This window comes from Pseudomonas sp. 910_23 (assembly GCF_052850795.1).
The window spans coordinates 115,611-135,720 of record NZ_VXCZ01000013.1 but is presented as its reverse complement, the minus strand read 5'-3'; the positions used below and the strand labels follow the sequence as shown (position 1 = coordinate 135,720).

14 protein-coding genes are annotated in these 20,110 nt (G+C 60.6%); 9 read left to right on the top strand and 5 right to left on the bottom strand.

Annotated elements, in window-relative coordinates; all coding sequences use genetic code 11:
- Window positions 1-27: 27 nt before the first annotated feature.
- The gene (gene tkt / locus FW800_RS17145) at window positions 28-2,085 is read right to left on the bottom strand and encodes a transketolase (RefSeq protein WP_446438077.1); all 2,058 of its coding nucleotides are present in this window, start codon (window positions 2,083-2,085) and stop codon (window positions 28-30) included.
- Between the two features lie 175 nt (window positions 2,086-2,260).
- Here tkt and FW800_RS17140 point away from each other — a divergent pair, with 175 nt between their 5' ends.
- Window positions 2,261-2,485, top strand: a complete 225-nt coding sequence (locus tag FW800_RS17140) for a DUF465 domain-containing protein (protein ID WP_032880801.1) — start codon at window positions 2,261-2,263, stop codon at window positions 2,483-2,485.
- 139 nt (window positions 2,486-2,624) lie between these two features.
- Here the strand turns inward: FW800_RS17140 and hglS are convergent, their stop codons facing one another.
- Window positions 2,625-4,001, bottom strand: coding sequence for a 2-oxoadipate dioxygenase/decarboxylase HglS (gene hglS / locus FW800_RS17135; protein WP_223018844.1), 1,377 nt, complete (start codon window positions 3,999-4,001; stop codon window positions 2,625-2,627).
- A gap of 239 nt (window positions 4,002-4,240) precedes the next feature.
- Between hglS and FW800_RS17130 the strand changes: the two genes are divergently transcribed.
- Entirely contained in the window at window positions 4,241-6,877 is a 2,637-nt protein-coding gene (locus FW800_RS17130) for an MGH1-like glycoside hydrolase domain-containing protein (protein ID WP_446438076.1), read from the top strand.
- A 28-nt stretch (window positions 6,878-6,905) separates the two neighbouring features.
- Here FW800_RS17130 and FW800_RS17125 read toward each other — a convergent pair whose 3' ends face one another.
- From FW800_RS17125 to FW800_RS17115, 3 genes are read right to left on the bottom strand one after another with little or no spacing between them, the layout of a single operon-like run.
- Window positions 6,906-7,748, bottom strand: a complete 843-nt coding sequence (locus tag FW800_RS17125) for a metal-dependent hydrolase (protein ID WP_005787814.1) — start codon at window positions 7,746-7,748, stop codon at window positions 6,906-6,908.
- Between the two features lie 15 nt (window positions 7,749-7,763).
- Entirely contained in the window at window positions 7,764-8,654 is an 891-nt protein-coding gene (locus FW800_RS17120) for an SDR family NAD(P)-dependent oxidoreductase (RefSeq protein WP_446438075.1), read from the bottom strand.
- Window positions 8,651-10,189 (bottom strand): flavin-containing monooxygenase, encoded by a 1,539-nt coding sequence (locus FW800_RS17115; RefSeq protein ID WP_446438074.1) that lies wholly within the window; start codon window positions 10,187-10,189, stop codon window positions 8,651-8,653. The genes FW800_RS17120 and FW800_RS17115 overlap by 4 nt, the downstream gene beginning before the upstream one ends.
- A gap of 290 nt (window positions 10,190-10,479) precedes the next feature.
- On the opposite strand from FW800_RS17115, the gene FW800_RS17110 reads away from it, so the two are divergent.
- From FW800_RS17110 to FW800_RS17080, 7 genes are all read left to right on the top strand, one after another.
- Window positions 10,480-11,478 carry an alpha/beta fold hydrolase gene (locus FW800_RS17110; RefSeq protein ID WP_446438073.1) on the top strand — a complete coding sequence of 333 codons (999 nt, stop codon included), beginning with the start codon at window positions 10,480-10,482 and terminating at the stop codon, window positions 11,476-11,478.
- Window positions 11,479-11,786: 308 nt separating this feature from the next.
- The gene (locus FW800_RS17105; protein ID WP_032880808.1) at window positions 11,787-13,067 is read left to right on the top strand and encodes an alkane 1-monooxygenase; all 1,281 of its coding nucleotides are present in this window, start codon (window positions 11,787-11,789) and stop codon (window positions 13,065-13,067) included.
- Window positions 13,068-13,192: 125 nt separating this feature from the next.
- A complete protein-coding gene (gene praA / locus FW800_RS17100; protein ID WP_446438072.1) occupies window positions 13,193-13,687 on the top strand; it encodes an alkane oxidation protein activator PraA in 495 nt (164 codons plus the stop codon).
- Window positions 13,688-13,821: 134 nt separating this feature from the next.
- A complete protein-coding gene (praB, locus tag FW800_RS17095) occupies window positions 13,822-14,316 on the top strand; it encodes an alkane oxidation protein activator PraB (RefSeq protein ID WP_005787825.1) in 495 nt (164 codons plus the stop codon).
- 132 nt (window positions 14,317-14,448) lie between these two features.
- Window positions 14,449-15,897: an outer membrane protein transport protein gene (locus tag FW800_RS17090; protein ID WP_005787826.1), complete on the top strand. Its 1,449-nt coding sequence runs from the start codon at window positions 14,449-14,451 to the stop codon at window positions 15,895-15,897.
- A 261-nt stretch (window positions 15,898-16,158) separates the two neighbouring features.
- On the top strand, window positions 16,159-18,684 hold the full coding sequence (locus FW800_RS17085; RefSeq protein ID WP_446438071.1) for an acyl-CoA dehydrogenase: 2,526 nt from the start codon (window positions 16,159-16,161) through the stop codon (window positions 18,682-18,684).
- Between the two features lie 79 nt (window positions 18,685-18,763).
- Complete coding sequence (locus FW800_RS17080; protein ID WP_446438070.1) at window positions 18,764-20,107, top strand: 3-oxoacyl-ACP reductase; 1,344 nt, start codon at window positions 18,764-18,766, stop codon at window positions 20,105-20,107.
- Window positions 20,108-20,110: the final 3 nt, after the last annotated feature.

Sequence of the window (20,110 nt, the reverse complement as noted above, 5' to 3'; positions counted from 1 at the left end):
AAGCCCCCTCCCACATTAAGCCAAGCGCTAGTCAGTGAGGTTATGCTGGATCTGCTCCTTGGCCAGCTTCACCACATTCTCCACGGTAAACCCGAACTTCTCCTGCAACTTGGCCAATGGCGCCGACGCGCCAAAGCTGTTCATCACCACCTTGGCACCGGTTTGCCCGACATAGCGATCCCAACCCAGGGGCCCCGCCTGTTCCACCACCACCCGCGCTTTTATCGCAAGCGGCAAGACGCCGTCGCGGTAGGCTTGATCCTGGTCTTCAAACAACTCCCAACTCGGCATCGATACCACTTGCGCGTCCACGCCTTCGCCCTTGAGTTGCTCGTAGGCAGCCACCGCCAGGCTGACCTCACTGCCTGTCGCGATCAGAATGACTTCAGGCTTATCCGCAGCGGCCAGCACATAGGCACCTTTGGCCGCACCGGAGGCGCACGCATACTGGGTGCGGTCCAGGGTCGGCAGCGCCTGACGCGACAGCACCACGCAGCTCGGCCGATCGGTCTGCGCCAGGGCCACCTTCCACAACTCCAGGGTTTCATTGGCGTCGCCCGGGCGTAGGGTCAGCAGCCCCGGCGTGGCGCGCAGTTGGGTCAGGTGTTCGATTGGTTGGTGCGTCGGCCCGTCTTCACCCACGCCGATGGAGTCATGGGTAAACACGAAAATCACCGGCAATTCCATGATCGCCGCCAGGCGGATCGGTGGTTTCATATAGTCGCTGAACACCAGGAAGGTCGAGGTGTACGGGCGCAGGTAGGACAGTGCCATGCCATTGGCAATTGCGCCCATGGCGTGCTCGCGGATGCCGAAGTGCAGGTTTCGCCCGCTGTAGTCATCGGCGCTGAAGCGCCCGGCGCCGTCGAACGTCAGATTGGTTTTGGTCGACGGCGACAGATCCGCCGAGCCGCCCAGCAACCAGGGGATCTGTTGGGCGAAGGCATTCAATACCTCGCCGCCGGAGGCCCGGCTGGCGACGCCCTTGGCATCGGCGGCGAAGCTGGGCAGGTGCGCCTGCCATTGCTCGGGCATTTCACCGGCGCGCATCCGGTGCAGTTCATCGGCCCGTTGCGGGTCGAGGGATGCCAGGGTCTGGTTCCATTCGGCGAACAGCGGTTCGGCGCGTTCGTAGAGGGCATCGCGCAGTACCGTGCGGGCTTCGTCGGGCACCAGGAAGTTCGAATCCTGCGGCCAGCCATAGGCAGCCTTGGTCAGGCGAATCTCGTCTTCGCCCAGAGGCTCGCCGTGGGCGGCGGCGGTGTTGTGCTTGTGCGGCGAGCCATAGCCGATCACGCTGTCGACCACGATCAGGGTCGGCGCGCCGGTGTTGGCCTTGAAGGTTTCCAGCGCCACGCTCAACGCCTGCAAGTCATTGGCGTCGGTGACATGCTGGGTGTGCCAGCCGTAGGCCTGGAAGCGCTTGATCACGTCTTCGCTGAAGGCCAGTTCAGTGTGGCCCTCGATGCTGATGGTGTTGTTGTCGTAGATCCAGCACAGGTTATCCAGCTTCAAGTGGCCGGCCATGGAGGCCGCTTCGCTGCTGATGCCTTCCATCATGTCGCCGTCACCGCACAGGGTGTAGACGTCGTAGTCGAACAGCACCTGGCCGTCGCGGTTGAAGCGTTCGGCCAGCCAACGCTGGGCCATGGCCATGCCCACGCTGTTGGCGCAGCCCTGGCCGAGCGGGCCGGTGGTGGTTTCCACGCCGGTGGTCATGCGGTATTCGGGGTGGCCTGGGGTCTTGGAACCCATCTGCCGGAACTGCTTGATATCGTCGAGGCTGATGGCCGGCTGGCCGGAGCGCTGGCCGTGGGCGTCAATCTCCACCACACCGGCCAGATGCAACAGCGAATACAGCAGCATCGACGCATGCCCCACTGACAACACAAAACGGTCACGGTTAGGCCAATCGGGATGTTCGGGGTGATAACGCAGGAAGCGACTCCACAACGTATAACCCACCGGCGCCAGGCCCATGGGCGTGCCCGGATGCCCCGAATTGGCCTTCTGTACAGCGTCCATGGCCAGGGTGCGAAGCGTGTTGATGCATTGAGTGTCGGCAGCAGTGGCAGCGTGATTCATGAAACCTGTCTCCCTCGGGTGGCGATCTACAGTGGAGGGCAGGGCACGGCAAAGGTTTGATCCCATCGCATGCTGCACGACGAACGGGACTGTATTGACCTCAAACATGACAAGACCCATTGGAATGGGCTAGCTTCAAGGGCGTAGACCATTGATCAATTTGTGGAGGTACGCCATGCCAGTGAAACACGACCTGTATGAGGACTTGGGTGTCAGCAAGGAAGACGTTCACAAGCGCAGGGCGGACGACAAACGGCTGGATTCGCTGCTCACTCAATATGACGATGCCGACGCGAATGTGCTGGAGGCGGAAAAAGCCAGTGCCAGCGATGAGAAAGTGGAAAACCTGAAGAAGAAACGGCTGCTGATCAAGGACGAAATCGCCGGGCGATTAGGCTAGGCGCAAAACGGCAATATTTGTTCAGATTTGTATGCGGGACATCGCAGGACTGTGTCTTTATGATGCGCCCCGTCCACCCGGCTCTGGGGACTGTTGCGGCGCAAGGATTGTGCCGCTGAGCCGGGGAGGACACCCTATTTCAGGCCAGCAGTGTGCCCAGACATTCATCAATGGAACGCTGCTGCGTCTCGCCGTAAAGCTGCAACTCATCAATCGTCTTGCGCCCCAGCGCCTGTTCGAATTGCGCCTGGTTGGCGTTGGCCGCGTAATGACTCTGCGCCGCATCCCCCAGGTTTGACTGGAAAATCCCCGCCGCACTGACCGGCAGAAAATCCTCATACACCAATGGCTCCACCGCCACGTGATCGGCGTTGACCAGCGCTTGCAACGTTCGCGGCTGCTCGGGCTGGCCGCGTGCCGCCAGGCCTTTTGCGGTAACGAAGTAACGAAAGTACGCCAGGCCCTGCTCGCGCATCTGTGCGGGGGTATCCGGGAACGCCGTAAAGTGCCGTTCCATCAATTGCACATAACGCTCGGCGTTGGCCTCGTTGGGGAATGCGCCGAGTTCATCGCGGGCGGCGTTCAGCAGTTGGTCGTACAGGGCGCGGCCTTTAGGCGTGAGCGCTACACCGCGTTGTTCGATTTCGCCAAAGCGTGCGCTGTGGCTGCCGTGGGCGTCGGTGAACGCGATCGGTTCGTCGAGCGCCTTGAAGCTGGTCTGGCGCAGCAGGATCGGGCAATGGCGCCGGGGTGGGCCTTCGATCACGGCTTTGGGCGTAATGCCTTTGCCGGGCATGGCGGCCTGTACCTGGTCGATGTCCAGGGTGCGTGGCGTGAGATGGTTGATATGCGGGCCCCTGAAGGCGACCACGTCGGCGATCAGGCGGTGCTGGTTGCTCAGTTGCTCGTATTGCGCGCCTGTCACGGTAGCGGTGTTATGCCAGCGGAACGTCTCCAGCGCCTCGTCGATGAAAGCCTGGGCGTCGCTGGCATTCAAGCCGCCCTGTGTTTCGGCCTGTTCGATCAGCGCCAGGGCGCCGGGGGTGAAGATCGAGCGCTTGGCCAGGGCACTTTCGGCGAAGGTGCGCAGCTCCAGGTTTTCGATCAGCTCCAGGCGCAGCAGCGAGGTGAACACCCGGAACGGGCTGGTTTGCAGCGCGTGCTCATGCACGGCGCGAAAGGCCGTGGAATGCACCGGCACACCGGCGGGGGTGAGGTCGTAGTAGCCCACCGGTTGCATGCCCATCACCGCGAACAGGCGGCTGATGGTCGCCAGTTCTGCGGCAGTGCCCAGGCGGATGGCGCCATGGCGCTCCATGTCCAGGCGCTGGATTTCTCCGGTACGCTGCAACTGCTGCACCAGCTCAGGTTGGCTGTCGAGTACGCGTGCATTGGTTTGGGCCACCAGTTCCAGCAGCGCGCCGTACAGAGGTACTTCATCGCGGTACATGTCGGACATGGCCTTGGAAAAGCCCTTGCGGATCTCATCGGGGCTGACATGTGCAGTGGCGTGCATAGAAAAATTCCTGATGGCTGTGGCGAGCAAAATGACCTTTGCCCGATTTTGTTGAGGCGCAGGCCGGCTTGCAAACGAAGATTCTTCTGGACTTCATTCTGCAAATGAATGAGATGCCATGAACAGGAGCAAACCCAGCCCCAGCGGCTTGTCAACGCCAGGTGCTTTGAGTCTTCATGTGCAACCGCGCACCATTGGGTTCTACACTGCGCCTCACTGTGTAGGTGATGGAGGACTCAATGACGGCCGTACCCGCAAACCGCCTGCTTGACACGATTGAAGGCCAGCGCCTGGCGACGCAAGATGCCGAGCGTTGGCGTGAGTGGGGCCCGTACTTGAGCGAACGCCAGTGGGGCACCGTGCGCGAAGACTACAGCGCCGATGGCGACGCCTGGGCCTACTTCCCCCATGAACAGGCGCGCAGCCGCGCTTATCGCTGGGGCGAGGACGGCCTGGCCGGTTTCAGCGACAAGGCACAACGCTGGTGCCTGGGCCTGGCGCTGTGGAACGAACGGGATGCGATCCTCAAGGAGCGCCTGTTCGGCCTCAATAACGCTGAAGGCAACCACGGTGAAGACGTCAAGGAACTGTACTTTTTCGTCGATGGCGTACCGAGCCATGCCTACATGCGCATGCTCTACAAATACCCCCATGCCGCCTTTCCCTATGCCGACCTGATCGCTGAAAACGCTCGCCGTGGGCTGGGCGATACCGAGTATGAAATCCTTGATACCGGCGTGTTTGAAGACAACCGTTACTGCGACATCAGCGTCGAATACGCCAAGCACCAGCCCGACGATATTTTCATGCGTGTCACCGTGCACAACCGCTCGGAGCAGCCGACACGTCTGCAGGTGCTGCCCCAGTTGTGGGCGCGCAATGACTGGAGCTGGACCTTTGATGCGCCCAAACCCAGGTTGACGCTGGACGGCGACCGCGTGCTCGCCCGTCATCATGAGATGGACGATCGCCAGCTCACCGCCTGGGGCCAGGATGGGTGGCAATGGTTGTTCTGCGAAAACGAGAGCAACTTCGCCAAACTGGGCGGGCAGCCGACGTCCGGGCCGTTCAAGGATGGCATCAACGATTACGTGGTGGAGGGTGATCAAGGGGCCATTCGCGGTGACGCGGGCACCAAGGTGGCGGCGCGATTCAGTCTTGAATTAGCGGGCCTGGAAAGCAAAAGCCTCTATCTGCGCTTTGCCCCTCTGGACGCCCCCGAGGTCAACGCACGCAAGTTGTTCGAACAGCGCCGCCGCGAGGCCGATGACTTCTACGCAGCCCTGCAACAGGGTATCGCCGATGACGATGCGCGCAATGTGCAGCGCCAGGCCCTGGCCGGCTTGCTGTGGTCCAAGCAGTTGTACTATTTCGACGTCAACCAGTGGCTCGACGGCGATCCGGCCCAACCTGCGCCGCCGCCCGAGCGCCTGCATATCCGTAATACCCATTGGCGGCACCTGTCCAACTTCGACATCCTGTCCATGCCCGATACCTGGGAATACCCGTGGTACGCCTCCTGGGACCAAGGCTTCCAGGCGGTGGCCATGGCGCTGATCGATCCCGGCTACGCCAAGCAACAGCTGCTGTTGCTGGTTAAAGATCGTTTCATGCACCCCAACGGCCAATTGCCCGCCTACGAATGGCGCTTCGACGATGCCAACCCGCCAGTGCATGCCTGGGCCAGCTGGCGCGTGTATCAGCAAGACAAGGCGCTGACCGGCGTGGGCGATATGGACTTTCTGGAGCGGATCTTCCACAAGCTGCTGCTGAATTTTTCCTGGTGGGTCAACCGCAAGGACGCTGAAGGCCGCAACCTGTTCCAGGGTGGTTTTCTGGGCCTGGACAATATCGCCTTGTTCGACCGCTCGGCCACGCTGCCGCCGGGTTACCAGTTGGACCAGGCCGATGGCACTGCCTGGGTCGCGGCCTATGCCCTGGACCTGATGCGCATCGGGCTGGAGCTGGCCAAGCGCAACGCCGTGTATGTGGATATTGCGGTAAAATTTTTCGAGCACTTCCTGTATATCGCCGGCGCCATCAACCGCGTCGATGACAGTGCCGAAGGCTTGTGGGATGAGCAGGACCTGTTCTTTTATGACGTACTGCACCGTCCCGACGGCCAGAGCGAACCGGTGCGCTTGCGGTCTATCGTCGGCCTGATGCCGCTGTTCGCCGTGCTGGTGCTGGAACAGCGCGAACATGAAGGCTTGGAAGGCCTGCGCGAGCGTCTGCTGGGGTTTATGCATCACCGGCCCGACCTGGCCAAACTGGTCTCGCGCTGGAACGAACCGGGGCAGGGCAATCGCCTGTTGCTGGCGTTGCTGCGTGGCGAGCGTACCAAGGATTTGCTGCGCCGCATGTTGGATGACCAGGAGTTCTTGTCGACCTTCGGTGTGCGCGCCTTGTCCAAGACCTTTGCAGAGCAGCCCCTGGCGCTGAAGATGAATGGCGACACCCTGTGCGCCAGTTACCAGCCCGGCGAATCCGACTCTCGCCTGTACGGCGGCAACTCCAATTGGCGCGGGCCGCTGTGGATGCCGGTGAACTACATGCTGATCGAATCGCTGCGCGAATTTCACCGCTACTACGCGGATAACTTCTCAGTGGAATACCCCACAGGCAGCGGCTATCTGGCGTCGCTGGAAGACGTGGCCGACAGCCTCAGCCAGCGCCTGACCGGATTATTCCTGCGCGATGAAAATGGCCTGCGGCCATCCATGGCAGGGTATGCGCAGCTGGAGGCGGACCTGGCCAGCCGCGATCTGGTGTTGTTTCATGAATACTTTCATGGCGAGACAGGGCGAGGGTTGGGGGCGTCGCACCAGACGGGGTGGAGCGCCCTGGTCGCCTTGCTGCTGCAGCCAAAGGTCTAGCACCCATGGCGCGCATAGGCATCGGTAGCTACACCCCTTTGGCGCCGCGCCGCGTGCGCTCGATCTCTTCAAGCAAGCCATCTATGCCCGCCAGGCGTGCGCGGTTGTCATGTTCCCAGGGGTGAAACCCCGGTTTGAAATAATGCAGCCACGGCCTGAGCATCCGCGGGAACACGCCCTTGGGACCGTACAAGTACTTGACCATGCGCCACAGCCCCTTCAACGTGCCGCCCGAGGTGCGGTCGGCAATCAGCAGCCGCACGTGGAAGTCCAGCACCACCAGCCAGAACATGACGGTGGTGGTCAGCATGGTGCCGGTGCGCAGCAGGTAGCGTGCGGGGCCAGGTTTGATCACCTGGTTCCATACATCGAAGGCTACGGCTTTATGTTCGGTTTCTTCCAAGGCGTGCCAATACCACATCTGCTGGTAACCCTTGAGTGAATCACCAAAGCGCGAGGGGTCGCTCAACAGGATTTCCGCCAGCATCGCAGTGTAGTGCTCAAGGGCGATGGTCACCGCCAGGTTGAACGACGGCGGCAGGTGTTTCTTCTGCAAGTCGAGGAAGAACTTCAGGCGTCGGTCGAGGGTGTGCGCCGGCAAGCCCGCCGCTTGCAGCAGGTCGTTATAGGCCACATGTTCGCGGCTGTGCATGGCCTCCTGGCCTATGAAACCCTGGATTTCCTTTTTCAGTTCGGGATCGTCGATCTGCCCGCGGTAGTGGCGCACGCTGTCCATGAAAAACAGCTCGCCCTGGGGAAACAGCAACGACAGGGCGTTGAAGAAGTGGCTGATCACCGGCCCTTGTTCATGCCAGTCCTTGATGCGCTCGGCAGGCAAGGCAAAACGGATATCGCGACGGATCGGCAACATGCTGCGTCCTCCTGTTCAGAGATGGGACTGGTCGTTGGTTTCAAAGACCTGTGTGCGCGGCTTGGGCGCCATGCGTTTGCTGGCAAACACCACCAGTGCCTGATAGGCCGAAGGCAGGCAACGGGCGAGCAGGTCGAGAAAATAGGCGTCGCGGCCGATCAGCACACGGCGCTTGTTTTTGCGTACACCTAGCAGGATCACTTTGGCGGCCTGGTCGGCGCCGGTAATGAACAGCTTTTCGAAATCGGCGCGGGCCTGTTGTTCGCTGTGGATGAGAAAACCGGTCATGTTCGCGTCGATGCGGCTGCTGCGGCAGATATCAGTACGAATACCACCGGGGTGCACACAGGTGGCCGATACGCCGCAGCGTTGCAGGTCAAGTTCCTGGCGCAGGGCCTCGGTGAAGCCGCGCACAGCAAACTTGGTGGCGTTGTAACCGCTCATGCCGGGTTGGGCGAACAGGCCGAACACGCTGGAAGTATTGACTATATGGCCTTCGCCGCTGGCCTTGAGATACGGCAGGAACGCCTTGGTGCCATGCACCACGCCCCAGAAGTTGATGCCGACGATCCACTCCAGGTCGGCGTAGTCCACGCCTTCGACGGTACTCGACAGCGCCACCCCGGCATTGTTGAACACCAGGTTGACCTGGCCATGTTCCGCGGCACAGCGTGCAGCCCAATCCTGCATGGCTTGGCGGTCAGAGACGTCCAGCACCTGCGTGGTAACGGTCACGGGCGACAAGGTCGATGTGCGGATCAGCTCCAAGGTCTGTTCCAACCCTTGGCTGTTCTTGTCGGCCAAGGCCAGGTGGCAGCCTTCGCGTGCCAAGGCTAAAGCCAATGCGCGGCCCATGCCGGAGGCTGCACCGGTGATCGCCGCAACGCGGCCATTGAATGACTTCATGACAGGCTGCCTTCTGTGGCGGAGTGAGGGGCTGGTACGGGACGTGGCAGAGCGGACGCCGGCAACGGGCTGGCGACGTAGTCCTTGAGCGCAAAGTGACGGGTGAGCTGTTTGAAACGCCAGGTAGAACCGGGCCACAGCGTGGTGTTCTTGCCGGTGCGTGGGTCCAGGTACCAGCTCTGGCAGCCGCCGGTGTTCCAGATGGTGCGCTTGAGCTTGTCCTGCAACTGGTGGTTGTAGGCGTGCTCTACGGCGGGTTTGACCTCGACCGTGGCAATGCGCTGGCGCTGCATGTGTTTCAAGGCATCGAGGATGTAGGTGACCTGAGCTTCGATCATCAGGATCATCGAGTTATGCCCCAGGCCGGTGTTGGGCCCGACGATCAGAAACAGGTTGGGATAGCCCGGCACGGTGGTGCCTTTGAAGGCATGGGCGCCGTCGCTCCAGGCGTCCATCAGGTCGATGCCGTCGCGGCCGATGATGCAGTCTCGCGGCAAGGGGTCGCTGGCCTGGAAGCCGGTACCGAAGATCAGGCAGTCAGCGGGATGCTTGATCCCGTCGGCGGTGATCACACCGTCAGCTTCGATGCGCAGCACCCTGTCGGTGACCACCTCGACATTACTGCGCGACAGCGCCGGGTAGTAGTCATTGGAGATCAGCACGCGCTTGCAGCCGATGGTGTAGTCCGGCGTCAGCGTCTTGCGCAGGGAAGGGCGGGCCACTTGTTTGCGCAGATGCCGCAGGGCGATTTTCTGCACCATCTTCATCAGGCGTGGGTGCAAGGCAAAACCCACCACCCGGCCTTCCAGTGCCCAATAGAACGCGCCGCGCACCAGCTTTTGGGTGAACGGCAAGTGTTTGAACAGCCAGCGTTCAAGCGTTGAAATCGGCCGATCCGGTTTGGGCATGATCCAGGGCGGCGTGCGCTGGAACAGGTCCAGGTGCGCCACTTGTGGCGCGATCTGCGGCACGAACTGGATGGCACTGGCGCCGGTGCCGATCACGGCCACGCGCTTGCCTTTCAACGAGTAGTCATGGTCCCACTGCTGGGAGTGAAAACGCTTGCCCTTGAAGCTGTCCAGCCCCGGGATATCCGGCAGCGCCGGGCGAGACAGCCCGCCCATGGCCGAGACCAGCACCCGTGCGCTGACTTGGCGGCCATTGCTGAAGCTCAGGTGCCAGCGCTGCTGTTGCTCATCAAACACCGCACGTTGCAGGGCCATGCCAAAACGCAGATAGGGCGCCAGCTCAAAACGTGTGGCGCAGTGTTCCAGATAGGCGCGGATCTCAGGTTGTGTCGCGAACTGTCGCGACCAGTCCGGGTTGGGCGCGAAGGAAAATGAATACACATGGGACTGCACGTCACAGGCGCAACCCGGGTAGTGGTTATCGCGCCAGGTACCGCCGAGGGTCTCGGCCTGTTCGGCGATGAAGAAGTCGGTGAGCCCGGCCTCCTTGAGCTTGATCGCCATACACAGGCCAGCGAATCCCGAGCCAATGATGGCAATGTCAATTGAATCACTGTGGGCAGTCATGGGCGTGCCTCATAGATAGAAAGCGGGTGGGCATCGGATGTGCTCCTCTTTTTGTTTTGTCTTTTAGATAGAACACCATTGCAAAGGAAAATTGAATTAATTATTTTAAAAAAGATTTTAAATAATCTACCTGAAAATTTCGCCTACGCTAGGACCTTGTTCCGCATGTGCGATTTGTCCGACGGACGAGCGTGGTATGCAGGGCGCCCAGGTCCAAGGGGTGGACGATGGCTGAGGCCTTGATCAATTCCGGTCGGGTCGCCAGCAGCAGGGAAGCAGAGGACCGAGCTATGGCTGTGGAATGGGTTGTCGCTGCGGGTGTGCTGGCCGGCGCCAGCGCGGCGTTATGGGGCTTGAGTGCCTGGATGACGCGGCGCATTGAAGCGCGGGTTCCGATCAACGGGCGTTTCGTCGAGGTGGATGGCGAGCGCTTTCATTATGTCGAAGAGGGCAAGGGCCCGCCGCTGGTGATGATCCACGGGCTGATGGGCAGCAGCCGTAACCTCACGTATGCCTTGTCCGGTCAGTTGCGAGAGCATTTTCGCGTGATCACCCTTGACCGGCCGGGGTCCGGCTATTCCAGCCGACACAGTGGCACGGCCGCAGACTTACCGGGTCAGGCCCGACAAATCGCGGCCTTTATCGACACGCTCGACCTGGGCAAGCCGTTGGTGCTGGGCCATTCCCTGGGTGGCGCGGTTGCTCTGGCGCTGGCCCTCGACCATCCCCATACGGTATCCGGGTTGGTACTGGTAGCGCCTTTGACTCACCCGCAACGCATGTTGCCGCTGGTGTTCCTGTCATTATCGGTGCGCCCGGCCTGGCTGCGACGCTGGATTGCCCACACCCTGACGATGCCCGTTGGCCTGCTGAGTAAAAATGCGGTGGTCAAAGGCGTCTTCGGCCCCGATGCCGCACCGCCGGACTTCGCCACCCGGGGCGGCGGGCTGCTGGGCATGCGTCCGGACAACTTCTATGCCGCGTCCACCGAAATCAACCGGGTCAACGACCACCTGCCCGACATGGTCAAGCGCTACCCGCAACTGACCTTGCCCATCGGGCTGATCTATGGCACCCGCGACAAGGTGCTCGACTTTCAGAAACACGGCCAGGCCCTGGCGAGCAAGGTGCCAGGGCTGAAAATGCAAGTGGTCGAAGGCTGTGGGCATATGTTGCCGATCACCGCGACAGAGCGAGTGGTGGCGCTGGTGGAGCAGGTCGCCAAGCGCGTCAGGCCCGGGGCAGGCATCCGGCTGTTGCACCCTCCCAAGGCTCTGGCGAGTAGATAAGGGTGCACCCGACTCGCGGTTCAAAGGCGTTGATGCCTGTCCTAGACACCTGACCAGACGGCTGAAAAAGAGACTGCCCGGTCACGGTAAAAAGGGCGGGAGAAACTAGTTGACGACCTAACGATTCCGCGCTATTTATTTAAAAAAATTATTTCAATGTGTAATTTGAAATTATTTTTGAAATGCCTAAGAGCGAATAAAATAATGAAAAAAACGCCTTTTATCGCATGGTTGATTTCTCGGGGCAGTCAGCGCTCCGTAAACCTGTTTGCTGCCCCAATGCACACCGAATGTGTACGGAGGTTGCCATGAATCAGACCCTGGCCGCCCCGCACGTCTGGACCGACGCAAAGCGCCACCTGTGGTGGCTCGGCATCATGCCACTGGCAACCCCCTTGCTCTCCGGCGCCCTGGCGATCGGCACCGGCGTACAGCAATTGTGGTGGGTGGGTGTGCTGGTGATCTTCGGCTTGATCCCCCTGATCGACGGCCTGCTCGGAGAAGATGTCAGCAACCCGCCTGAATCTGCCGTCAGCAACCTTGAATCCCAACGTTACTATCGCTGGATCGTCTACACCGGCGTGCTGTTTGTGATCTCTTCAGTGATTATCACCGGCTGGCTGGCCGCCGGTGGCATCGACTGGATCATCAACGGCGGCCTGCTGAACGCCACGGCCACACTTGAGCCGTCGAGCTGGCTGGCCAAGGCTGCTGCATTCGTCACCGCACGCACTGAACTGCATGGCCACATCAGCGTGTTCACTTACCTGGGTATGGCAATGTCCACCGGCGCTGCCACGGGCATCGCGATCAACACCGCTCATGAACTGGGGCACAAACCCAAGCCCCTGGAAGTGTTCCTGGCCAAGGTCACCCTGGCGCCGACGTTCTACGGGCACTTCTACACCGAACATAACCGCGGCCATCACGTTCGGGTCGCCACCCCGGAAGATCCCGCCAGTTCGCGGCTGGGGGAAAGTTTTTGGGCATTCCTGCCGCGTTCGGTGTGGTTCAGCGCCGTGTCGGCCTGGAACCTGGAGCGCGAACGCCTGCGCAAACTCGGTTTGCCGGCCTTGCACTGGAAGAACGCCGTGCTCAGTGCCTGGATGTACAGCGTGGTGTTGTGGGGCGCGATGATTGCCTGGTTGGGCGCGGCGGTGATTCCGTTCCTGATCATCCAGGGCATCTACGGGTTCTCGTTGCTGGAAGTGGTGAACTACGTCGAGCATTACGGCCTCAAGCGCCAGAAGTTGCCCAATGGCCGTTACGAACGCTGCTCGCCGCGCCATTCATGGAACAGTAACCGGATTGTCACCAATATCTTCCTGTTCCAACTTCAGCGGCATTCCGATCACCATGCCAACCCCACGCGCAGTTATCAGTCGTTGCGCCACTTCGATGAGTCACCGCAACTTCCGTATGGTTACGCGAGCATGATTGTCTGGGCCTATGTGCCTTACTTGTGGCGACGTCGTATGGACCATCGGGTGCTCAATCATTATGCCGGGGATATCACCCTGACCAATCTTCAACCGTCACAGCGTTTGAAGTATCTGGAGAAGTACAGCAACAGCGCCAAGCCGTTCTGAGATGAAGTAAGCAGTACGGGCGTACTGGGGATCTGTGTATCGCGCAGGTCCTTGTCGCCCCCAGTATCAGGTGCAAGAACGTGGTTTGACCCTACAAAAATAATTTCAAGGGAAGGACGTACACCATGCAAAGTTCTGCCAAGTTCACCGCCCACATCCTGCTGGCAGCGATGGGCCTGATTGTTTATCACCAGGCCCAGGCGGCCCGTATCGAACCTGCCGGCAGTGCCTTCACGGCCCAAGGGCCCATCAGCTTTTCCAAAGGCAAGCTGATCAGCGCCGACTGCACTATCAAGGTGGCCGGCAAGGTCGCGGCCGATGGCTCATCGGTGAATGTCGATAAAGTTCAATTTGACGGGGGCCTCAAATGCAGCCGTGTCGAAGCGATCAACTTGCCCTGGGTGCTGGTCGCCAAAGATACAAAAAGCGGCTCGATGTCCAGGATCAGCGTCGATGTGCACGCCTTTGGCCTGGGCGGCAAGTGCGGCCCTTCAACCGCCGACGGTACTTGGGATAACGCCACCGGCAAGTTGGAAGCCGCCAATGTTGCTATTGGCGAAGACTGCAAGATCAACACGGTATCCATCAAGATGCCGCCCAACTTCAAAGTGGTCGAATAAACCGTTCCAACTGTTGCAGCGGTAAATGCATTGAAATTTGGCTGGAAAGGGAAGTTCTGCAGTTTCACCGTGACCTCTCGATCATGGCCATTACCCCTGGCGAAATGAATCGCCATAACATGTGAGGAAAAACAATGAAAAGCTTGAAAACTCTCGTGTCGCTCTCTGCCTTGGCTGTTTGCATGGGTGCTGCCTCCATGGCCAATGCCTATAGCATCACGCCGGTTAATTCTAACTTCACTGCGCCTGGCACCATTTCGGTGAAATCACCGTCGTCCTATCAGGCCACCGTTAACTGCACCGCGAACTTTACCGGCAACGTAGATGCCACTGGGGTAGCAAAAATCACCGGAGTAACGGTCAGCGGCAGCGGCCTTTGCGCATTGCCGAAAATCACTGGATTGCCATGGACATTGACCGCCACCGGCCCAACCGCAGGTTCGGTCGCCAATGTTGGCTATACCATTGCCTCATCGGTTCTGTACCCGGCATCCAACTGTGGCCCATCGACCATTACCGTGGGCTACAGCGGTGGGGTGCTGACGGCGGCCAACCAAGGGCTTAGCGGCAGCTGCACCGTGGTGAGCTTGAGCGTGACCCCAAGCCCAACCTTCACCATCGTGCCTTGATGGCAGGTTGAAATGCGGGGTTGATCACCTGCTCAAAAACTGGCGCCTGAACCAGGCGCCAGTTCACCAATGGCCTGGCAGCAAGACGAACCGGCAGGGCCGGCTCAGAGAGATAACAATAAGGAGTGCCGCATGAATAATAAGAAACAACAGGTGTTGCTGGGGCTGGCACTGATAGGAGGTGCGATAGTCACCGCGCCTGTGCAGGCTGGCGGTTTTTCTACCCCTACTTACGGCGCGCCTGGTTGGGGCAGGGCATTTGCCGGTGGCTCGTTATTCAAGAACGACCCTAGCTCGGCCTATAACAACCCGGCCGCCATGGCGTTTGTCGAACACAACGTCGCGCAATTCACGGTCGACTATGCGCGGATCAAGATCAAGTACAAGGGCAATGCCTCTGACTATGCCGGCAACCCGATTTCCAGTACGCCGTTGGACGAGAATGGTTTTCCCGACGGTGCAGCGACCGCGGTCAATAACAATGATGGGGGCCAGGGTGGCTTCACTGCCTGGCTGCCGACTGGCTTCATGGTGATGCCACTGGGCGATCGGTTCGCCTTCGGCTTGAGCCAGGTCGTGCCCCAGGGCATGCGCTCCACCTGGGATGAAGACTCCAAAGTGCGCGATTTTGCCGTGGATACCAAAATCGAAACCGTCGGGTTGACGGGCTCGTTGTCTTTCAAAGTCAACGACCAGTTTTCTATCGGTGGCGGCATGATCGTGCAACACAGCAAGGGGTTCGTCAGCCAGAACGTCGACCTGTTGTCTGCGGCGGCGGTGTCCGACTCCGAGCTGGGCGGCATCAATTTCCCGTCCGATGTGGGGCACGCGTTGATGCGCGTCAAGGTCGACAATATCTCGACTGGCTGGTTTGCCGGCGTGGTGTGGAAACCCACTGAACGCGACACCTTGGGCTTGAATTACCACGCCAAGATCAAAAACAAGATGACCGGCAAATACAACCTGTATGCCGATCAGTTTTCCTACAACCTCATGACGCAACCCAGCCCATTCGGGGGCACCGGCACGTTGGTCAACACCGCGTATCCAGGCCTGGAACTGGCCCCAAATGGCGCCCATGCCAGTGTCCAGCTGGACATTCCTGCCACCGCCGGCCTGGACTGGGTGCATCAGTTCAATGATCGCTTGACCCTGGGCGCAAGCGTGACGTGGACCGAATGGTCATCGTTCAAGGACCTGACGCTCGACTCCGGAGACATGCGGATTGTCTCCATTCCCTACAACTACAAGAACACCTGGATGTACTCCCTCGGCGGTGATTATCGTGCGACCGATGAGCTGACCTTGCGAGCCGGTGTGGCGATTGATCAGACACCGACACGTAACTCCACCCGCGACCCACGGATTCCGGACGGCGACCGCACGTTCCTTTCCCTGGGTGCGGGTTACGACGTCAAAGCCGTCAAGGGGCTGAGCCTGGACGTGGCCTATTCCCACCAGTTCGTGCAGAAGGTCAACCTCAAGACCAAGAACATCGATCGCCTTGGCGGTGCGAGCCTGGATGGCAAGGCCGAGTCTTCCGGGGATGTAGTGAGTTTGTCGGCAACCTACGCGTTCTAGTGATACATGCGCAGAATGGAGGAGGGCGGCAAGCGCATCTTGCTGCCTTCCCCCAGGGCTTTTTTCTGACGGGCTGTGATGTTTCTCGGTAATCCTTGAGCAGGCTGATTCGGTCAGCCGTTTTTTTGCCCAAGGATTAAATAAAAATTTCAAAACAAAATTTGAATTTAGTCTTTCAAGTTTGTAGTGTGGTTTTACGCCGCCGCGCAGCTCGACCTGCCTGTGCTTTGGCCACATCTCGAATCAAGTAGAGGTATCCCTATGCTTATCTGGTTATTGGTGGGTTTCGCAGCAGCGATTGCCCTGGCGTATCGACAAGCCGCCGCTACCCTGTGGCTGGTCACTGGCCTGGTTTGGCTGGCAGCGGGTTACCTGTTCAACGTCGTGGCCGGCCTGGGCACCGCCGTCGCGGCGGTACTGGTGGTGTTGCCGGCCCTGGTGCTGGCGCTCAAACCCCTGCGCCGCACGCTGTTGACCAGCAAGGCCCTAGGCCTGTTTCGCACGATCATGCCGGCGATGTCCGACACCGAGCGTGCGGCCATCGAGTCCGGCACTGTGTGGTGGGATGCCGAGCTGTTCAGCGGCAAGCCCAACTGGCAGCGCCTGTTGCAAGCCGCGCCGGCCAGCCTGAGTGCGGAGGAGCAAGCCTTTCTCGACAATGAGGTCGAAACCCTGTGCGACATTGCCAACGACTGGGAAACCACCCAAGTCTGGCAGGACATGTCCCCCGAAGGCTGGCAATACACCAAGGACGCCGGGTTCCTCGGCATGATTATTCCCAAGCAGTACGGAGGCAAAGGCTTCTCCCACTACGCCCACTCCCAGGTGGTGATGAAGCTGTCGACTCGCTGCTCGGCGGCGGCGATTTCGGTGATGGTGCCCAACTCCCTGGGCCCGGCCGAATTGCTGCTGCATTACGGCACCGACGCCCAGCGCAATTACTACCTGCCGCGCCTGGCGCGGGGCGAAGACATCCCGTGTTTTGCCTTGACCAGCCCGTATGCCGGCTCTGACGCGGGTGCGATCCCGGACCTGGGCATTGTCTGCAAAGGTCTGCACGAAGGCGAAGAAGTGCTGGGTTTCAAAGTGACCTGGGACAAGCGTTACATCACCCTTGGCCCGATTGCCACGGTATTGGGCCTGGCATTTCGCGCCGAAGACCCGGACGGCCTGCTTGGCGCGGCCGGTTCCCTGGGTATTACCTGTGCGCTGATCCCGACTTCTCATCCAGGGGTGAACAGCGGTCGTCGTCACTGGCCGCTGAATGCGGTGTTCCAGAACGGTCCTACCACCGGCAAGGACGTATTCATTCCACTGGAGTGGGTGATTGGCGGCCGTGAACAAGTCGGTAACGGCTGGCGCATGTTGATGGAGTGCCTGGCCGCGGGCCGGGCTATTTCCCTGCCTTCGGCTAACGTTGGCCTGGGTAAAGTCGCCGTGCGCGGCACTACAGCCTATGCGGCGATGCGCAAGCAGTTCGGCTTGCCCATCGGCAAGTTCGAAGGGGTGCAGGCTCCGTTGGCGCGCATGGCCGGGCACCTGTATGCCTGCGATGCGGTGCGCAAGGTATCGGTAGCGTCCCTGGATGCCGGCGAGAAACCTTCAGTGATCTCAGCCATTGCCAAATACCACGTCACTGAGCGCGCGCGCCTCATCGTCAACGACGGCATGGACATTGTCGCCGGCAAGGGTATCTGCATGGGGCCCAATAACTTCCTCGCCCGTGCCTATCAGCAAAGCCCCATCGCCATTACGGTGGAAGGCGCCAACATCATGACCCGCTGCCTGATCATCTTTGGTCAGGGCCTGATTCGTTGCCACCCCTATGTGTTGCGCGAAATGGAAGCGGCGCGCAACCCGGACCGGCGCAAGGCGCTGGAAGACTTCGACAGCGCGATGTTCGGCCATGTGAGTTTTGTACTGGCCAACACCGTCCGCGCAGCGGTGCATTCCCTGACTGGCGGGCGCCTGCTTGCCGCGCCTGCCAAGACCGACCCGGCGCTGGCGTCCTACTACCGTCAGGCCGATCGGCTGTCGGTGGTGCTGGCGTTGATCTCGGACATTTCCATGGGCGTGCTCGGGGGTGCCCTCAAGCGCAAGGAAAGTATCACCGGGCGTTTGGGGGATATTCTGTCGCAGCTGTACATCCTGTCGTGCGTGCTCAAGCGTTTCGAGGACGACGGCCGGCCCCAGGCAGATCTGCCGCTGGTGCATTGGGCGGCGCAGGACGCGTTGCTGCGCGCCCATGAAGCCTTGGCCGAAGTGCTCGACAACTACCCGTCGAAACCAGCGGCGACGGTGGTGCGCGCGTTGAGTTTTCCGTTTGGCATTCCCCTGCACAAACCGTCGGATCGTCTGTTGGCGCAAGTGGCCGATGTGGTGCAAACCCCTGGGGAAACCCGCGACCGCTTGCTGGCCAATTCCTACATACCGCGCCCGGAAATCGACAAGCTGGCCTACGGCGAATTGGGCTTTCGTTTACTGCCACAGGTGGAGTCGATCGAGGCTCGGCTTAAACCCGCCATCAAGCAAGGTTTGCTTGGCCCGCTGCCGATTTCGGCCACGGCCTTTACCGAATGGCGCGTCAAGGCGCGGGCGCTGGACTTGATCAGCGACGACGAGGACGCCTTGCTGGGCCGCTACGTGGAATACGCCGATCACGGTATCCAGGTGGATGACTTCCCCCAGGATTTTGGTTTGCTGGAGGCGTTGCAGCAGCGCAAGCAGGCGCTCGAACCGGCCGCCAAACGGCGCAGCAGCCAAAGCGAAAACGCCCCGGTGAATTGACAGTGTGGGAGGGGGCTTGCCCCCTCCCACATTTGATTGGGTTTACAAGGCAAATGTGTGGCGTGAGTGAGTGCTTACCATGAGTGACAACTACCTTTCATTCGTCAACTCCCCCTGGGGCCGTCGCCTGGCCCAGGCTATTGGCTTGCCGCAACCCTTGGCGCTGCAGCGTCATCGCAGCGGCCAGGCCGGGCTGGCCAACCCGGTGATCATCGCCGGGGCAGGGCGCCTGGCGGCGTCGGTGCTGCGTATCTTCAGCGCCACCGACACCGTCGCCGCCACAGCGGCAACCCTCAAGGCGCCATCCACGGTCAAGGTGCAAGGCTCAGTGTTTGATGCCAGTGGCGTGGTCGATCTGCAACAGTTGGACGAGCTCTACCTGTTCTTCCACGCCAATGCCAAACGCCTAGGCCAACATGGCCGAGTGGTGGTGCTCGGCACCGCGCCGGAACACTGCAAGGACTTGCCCCAAGCCATCGCCCAGCGCGCCCTCGAGGGTTTGGTGCGCTCGCTGGCCAAGGAGCTGCGTCGGGCGATCACCGTGCAATTGTTGTATGTGGCGCCGGGTGCCGAGGAGGCGTTGGACAGCAGTTTGCGCTTCTTCCTGTCACGCCGCTCTGCCTATGTCTCGGGGCAGGTGGTGCGCCTGGAAAGACCTGTGGATGGCAACACCACCGTCAATTGGGACAAACCCTTCGCCGGTCGCCGTGCCTTGGTCACCGGTGCTTCCCGAGGCATCGGCCTGGCTATCGCCCAGGTGCTGGCGCGTGACGGCGCCCATGTGGTGTGCGTGGACGTGCCCCAGGCCCAGCAAGCTTTGCAACAGGCCGCCGCCAGCGTCGGCGGGTCGTCGTTGCCCCTGGACATCACCGCCGCCGACACCGCCGCGCTGTTGCAAGCCCATGTCAGCCAATACGGTGGCTTTGATGTGGTGGTGCACAACGCCGGGATCACCCGTGACAAGACCATCGCCAAGATGACCGAAGCCGCCTGGCGCAGCGTGATGGCGGTCAACCTGCAGGCACCGTTGCAGCTCAGTGAAGCCTTGCTCGACAACCAGGGCATCAACGCCGGTGGGCGCATCATCTGCGTGTCGTCGATCTCAGGGATTGCCGGCAACCTGGGGCAAAGCAACTATGCCACCTCCAAGGCGGGCGTGATTGGCCTGGTGCAGGGTCTGGCACCGCGTGCGGCGGCCCGGCAGGTCACAGTGAATGCGGTGGCGCCCGGCTTTATCGAGACCCAGATGACCGCGAAGATCCCGTTGATGATCCGTGAGGCGGGGCGGCGCATGAATTCATTGTCTCAGGGCGGGCAGCCCATTGATGTGGCCGAGACTATCGCCTGGCTCGCTCATCCTGCGTCGGGCGGAGTGAATGGCCAGGTCGTGCGAGTGTGTGGCCAAAGCCTGTTGGGAGCCTGAAGC

What these genes read in the sequence shown, in the direction of transcription:
- FW800_RS17090 (WP_005787826.1), top strand. Translation starts at nt 14,449, where the DNA reads ATGAATAATAAGAAACAACAGGTGTTGCTGGGGCTGGCACTGATAGGA.
- FW800_RS17120 (WP_446438075.1), bottom strand. Translation starts at nt 8,654, where the DNA reads ATGAAGTCATTCAATGGCCGCGTTGCGGCGATCACCGGTGCAGCCTCC.
- FW800_RS17140 (WP_032880801.1), top strand. Translation starts at nt 2,261, where the DNA reads ATGCCAGTGAAACACGACCTGTATGAGGACTTGGGTGTCAGCAAGGAA.
- FW800_RS17125 (WP_005787814.1), bottom strand. Translation starts at nt 7,748, where the DNA reads ATGTTGCCGATCCGTCGCGATATCCGTTTTGCCTTGCCTGCCGAGCGC.
- praB (WP_005787825.1), top strand. Translation starts at nt 13,822, where the DNA reads ATGAAAAGCTTGAAAACTCTCGTGTCGCTCTCTGCCTTGGCTGTTTGC.
- FW800_RS17105 (WP_032880808.1), top strand. Translation starts at nt 11,787, where the DNA reads ATGAATCAGACCCTGGCCGCCCCGCACGTCTGGACCGACGCAAAGCGC.
- praA (WP_446438072.1), top strand. Translation starts at nt 13,193, where the DNA reads ATGCAAAGTTCTGCCAAGTTCACCGCCCACATCCTGCTGGCAGCGATG.
- FW800_RS17110 (WP_446438073.1), top strand. Translation starts at nt 10,480, where the DNA reads ATGGCTGTGGAATGGGTTGTCGCTGCGGGTGTGCTGGCCGGCGCCAGC.
- FW800_RS17085 (WP_446438071.1), top strand. Translation starts at nt 16,159, where the DNA reads ATGCTTATCTGGTTATTGGTGGGTTTCGCAGCAGCGATTGCCCTGGCG.
- tkt (WP_446438077.1), bottom strand. Translation starts at nt 2,085, where the DNA reads ATGAATCACGCTGCCACTGCTGCCGACACTCAATGCATCAACACGCTT.
- hglS (WP_223018844.1), bottom strand. Translation starts at nt 4,001, where the DNA reads ATGCACGCCACTGCACATGTCAGCCCCGATGAGATCCGCAAGGGCTTT.
- FW800_RS17080 (WP_446438070.1), top strand. Translation starts at nt 18,764, where the DNA reads ATGAGTGACAACTACCTTTCATTCGTCAACTCCCCCTGGGGCCGTCGC.
- FW800_RS17115 (WP_446438074.1), bottom strand. Translation starts at nt 10,189, where the DNA reads ATGACTGCCCACAGTGATTCAATTGACATTGCCATCATTGGCTCGGGA.
- FW800_RS17130 (WP_446438076.1), top strand. Translation starts at nt 4,241, where the DNA reads ATGACGGCCGTACCCGCAAACCGCCTGCTTGACACGATTGAAGGCCAG.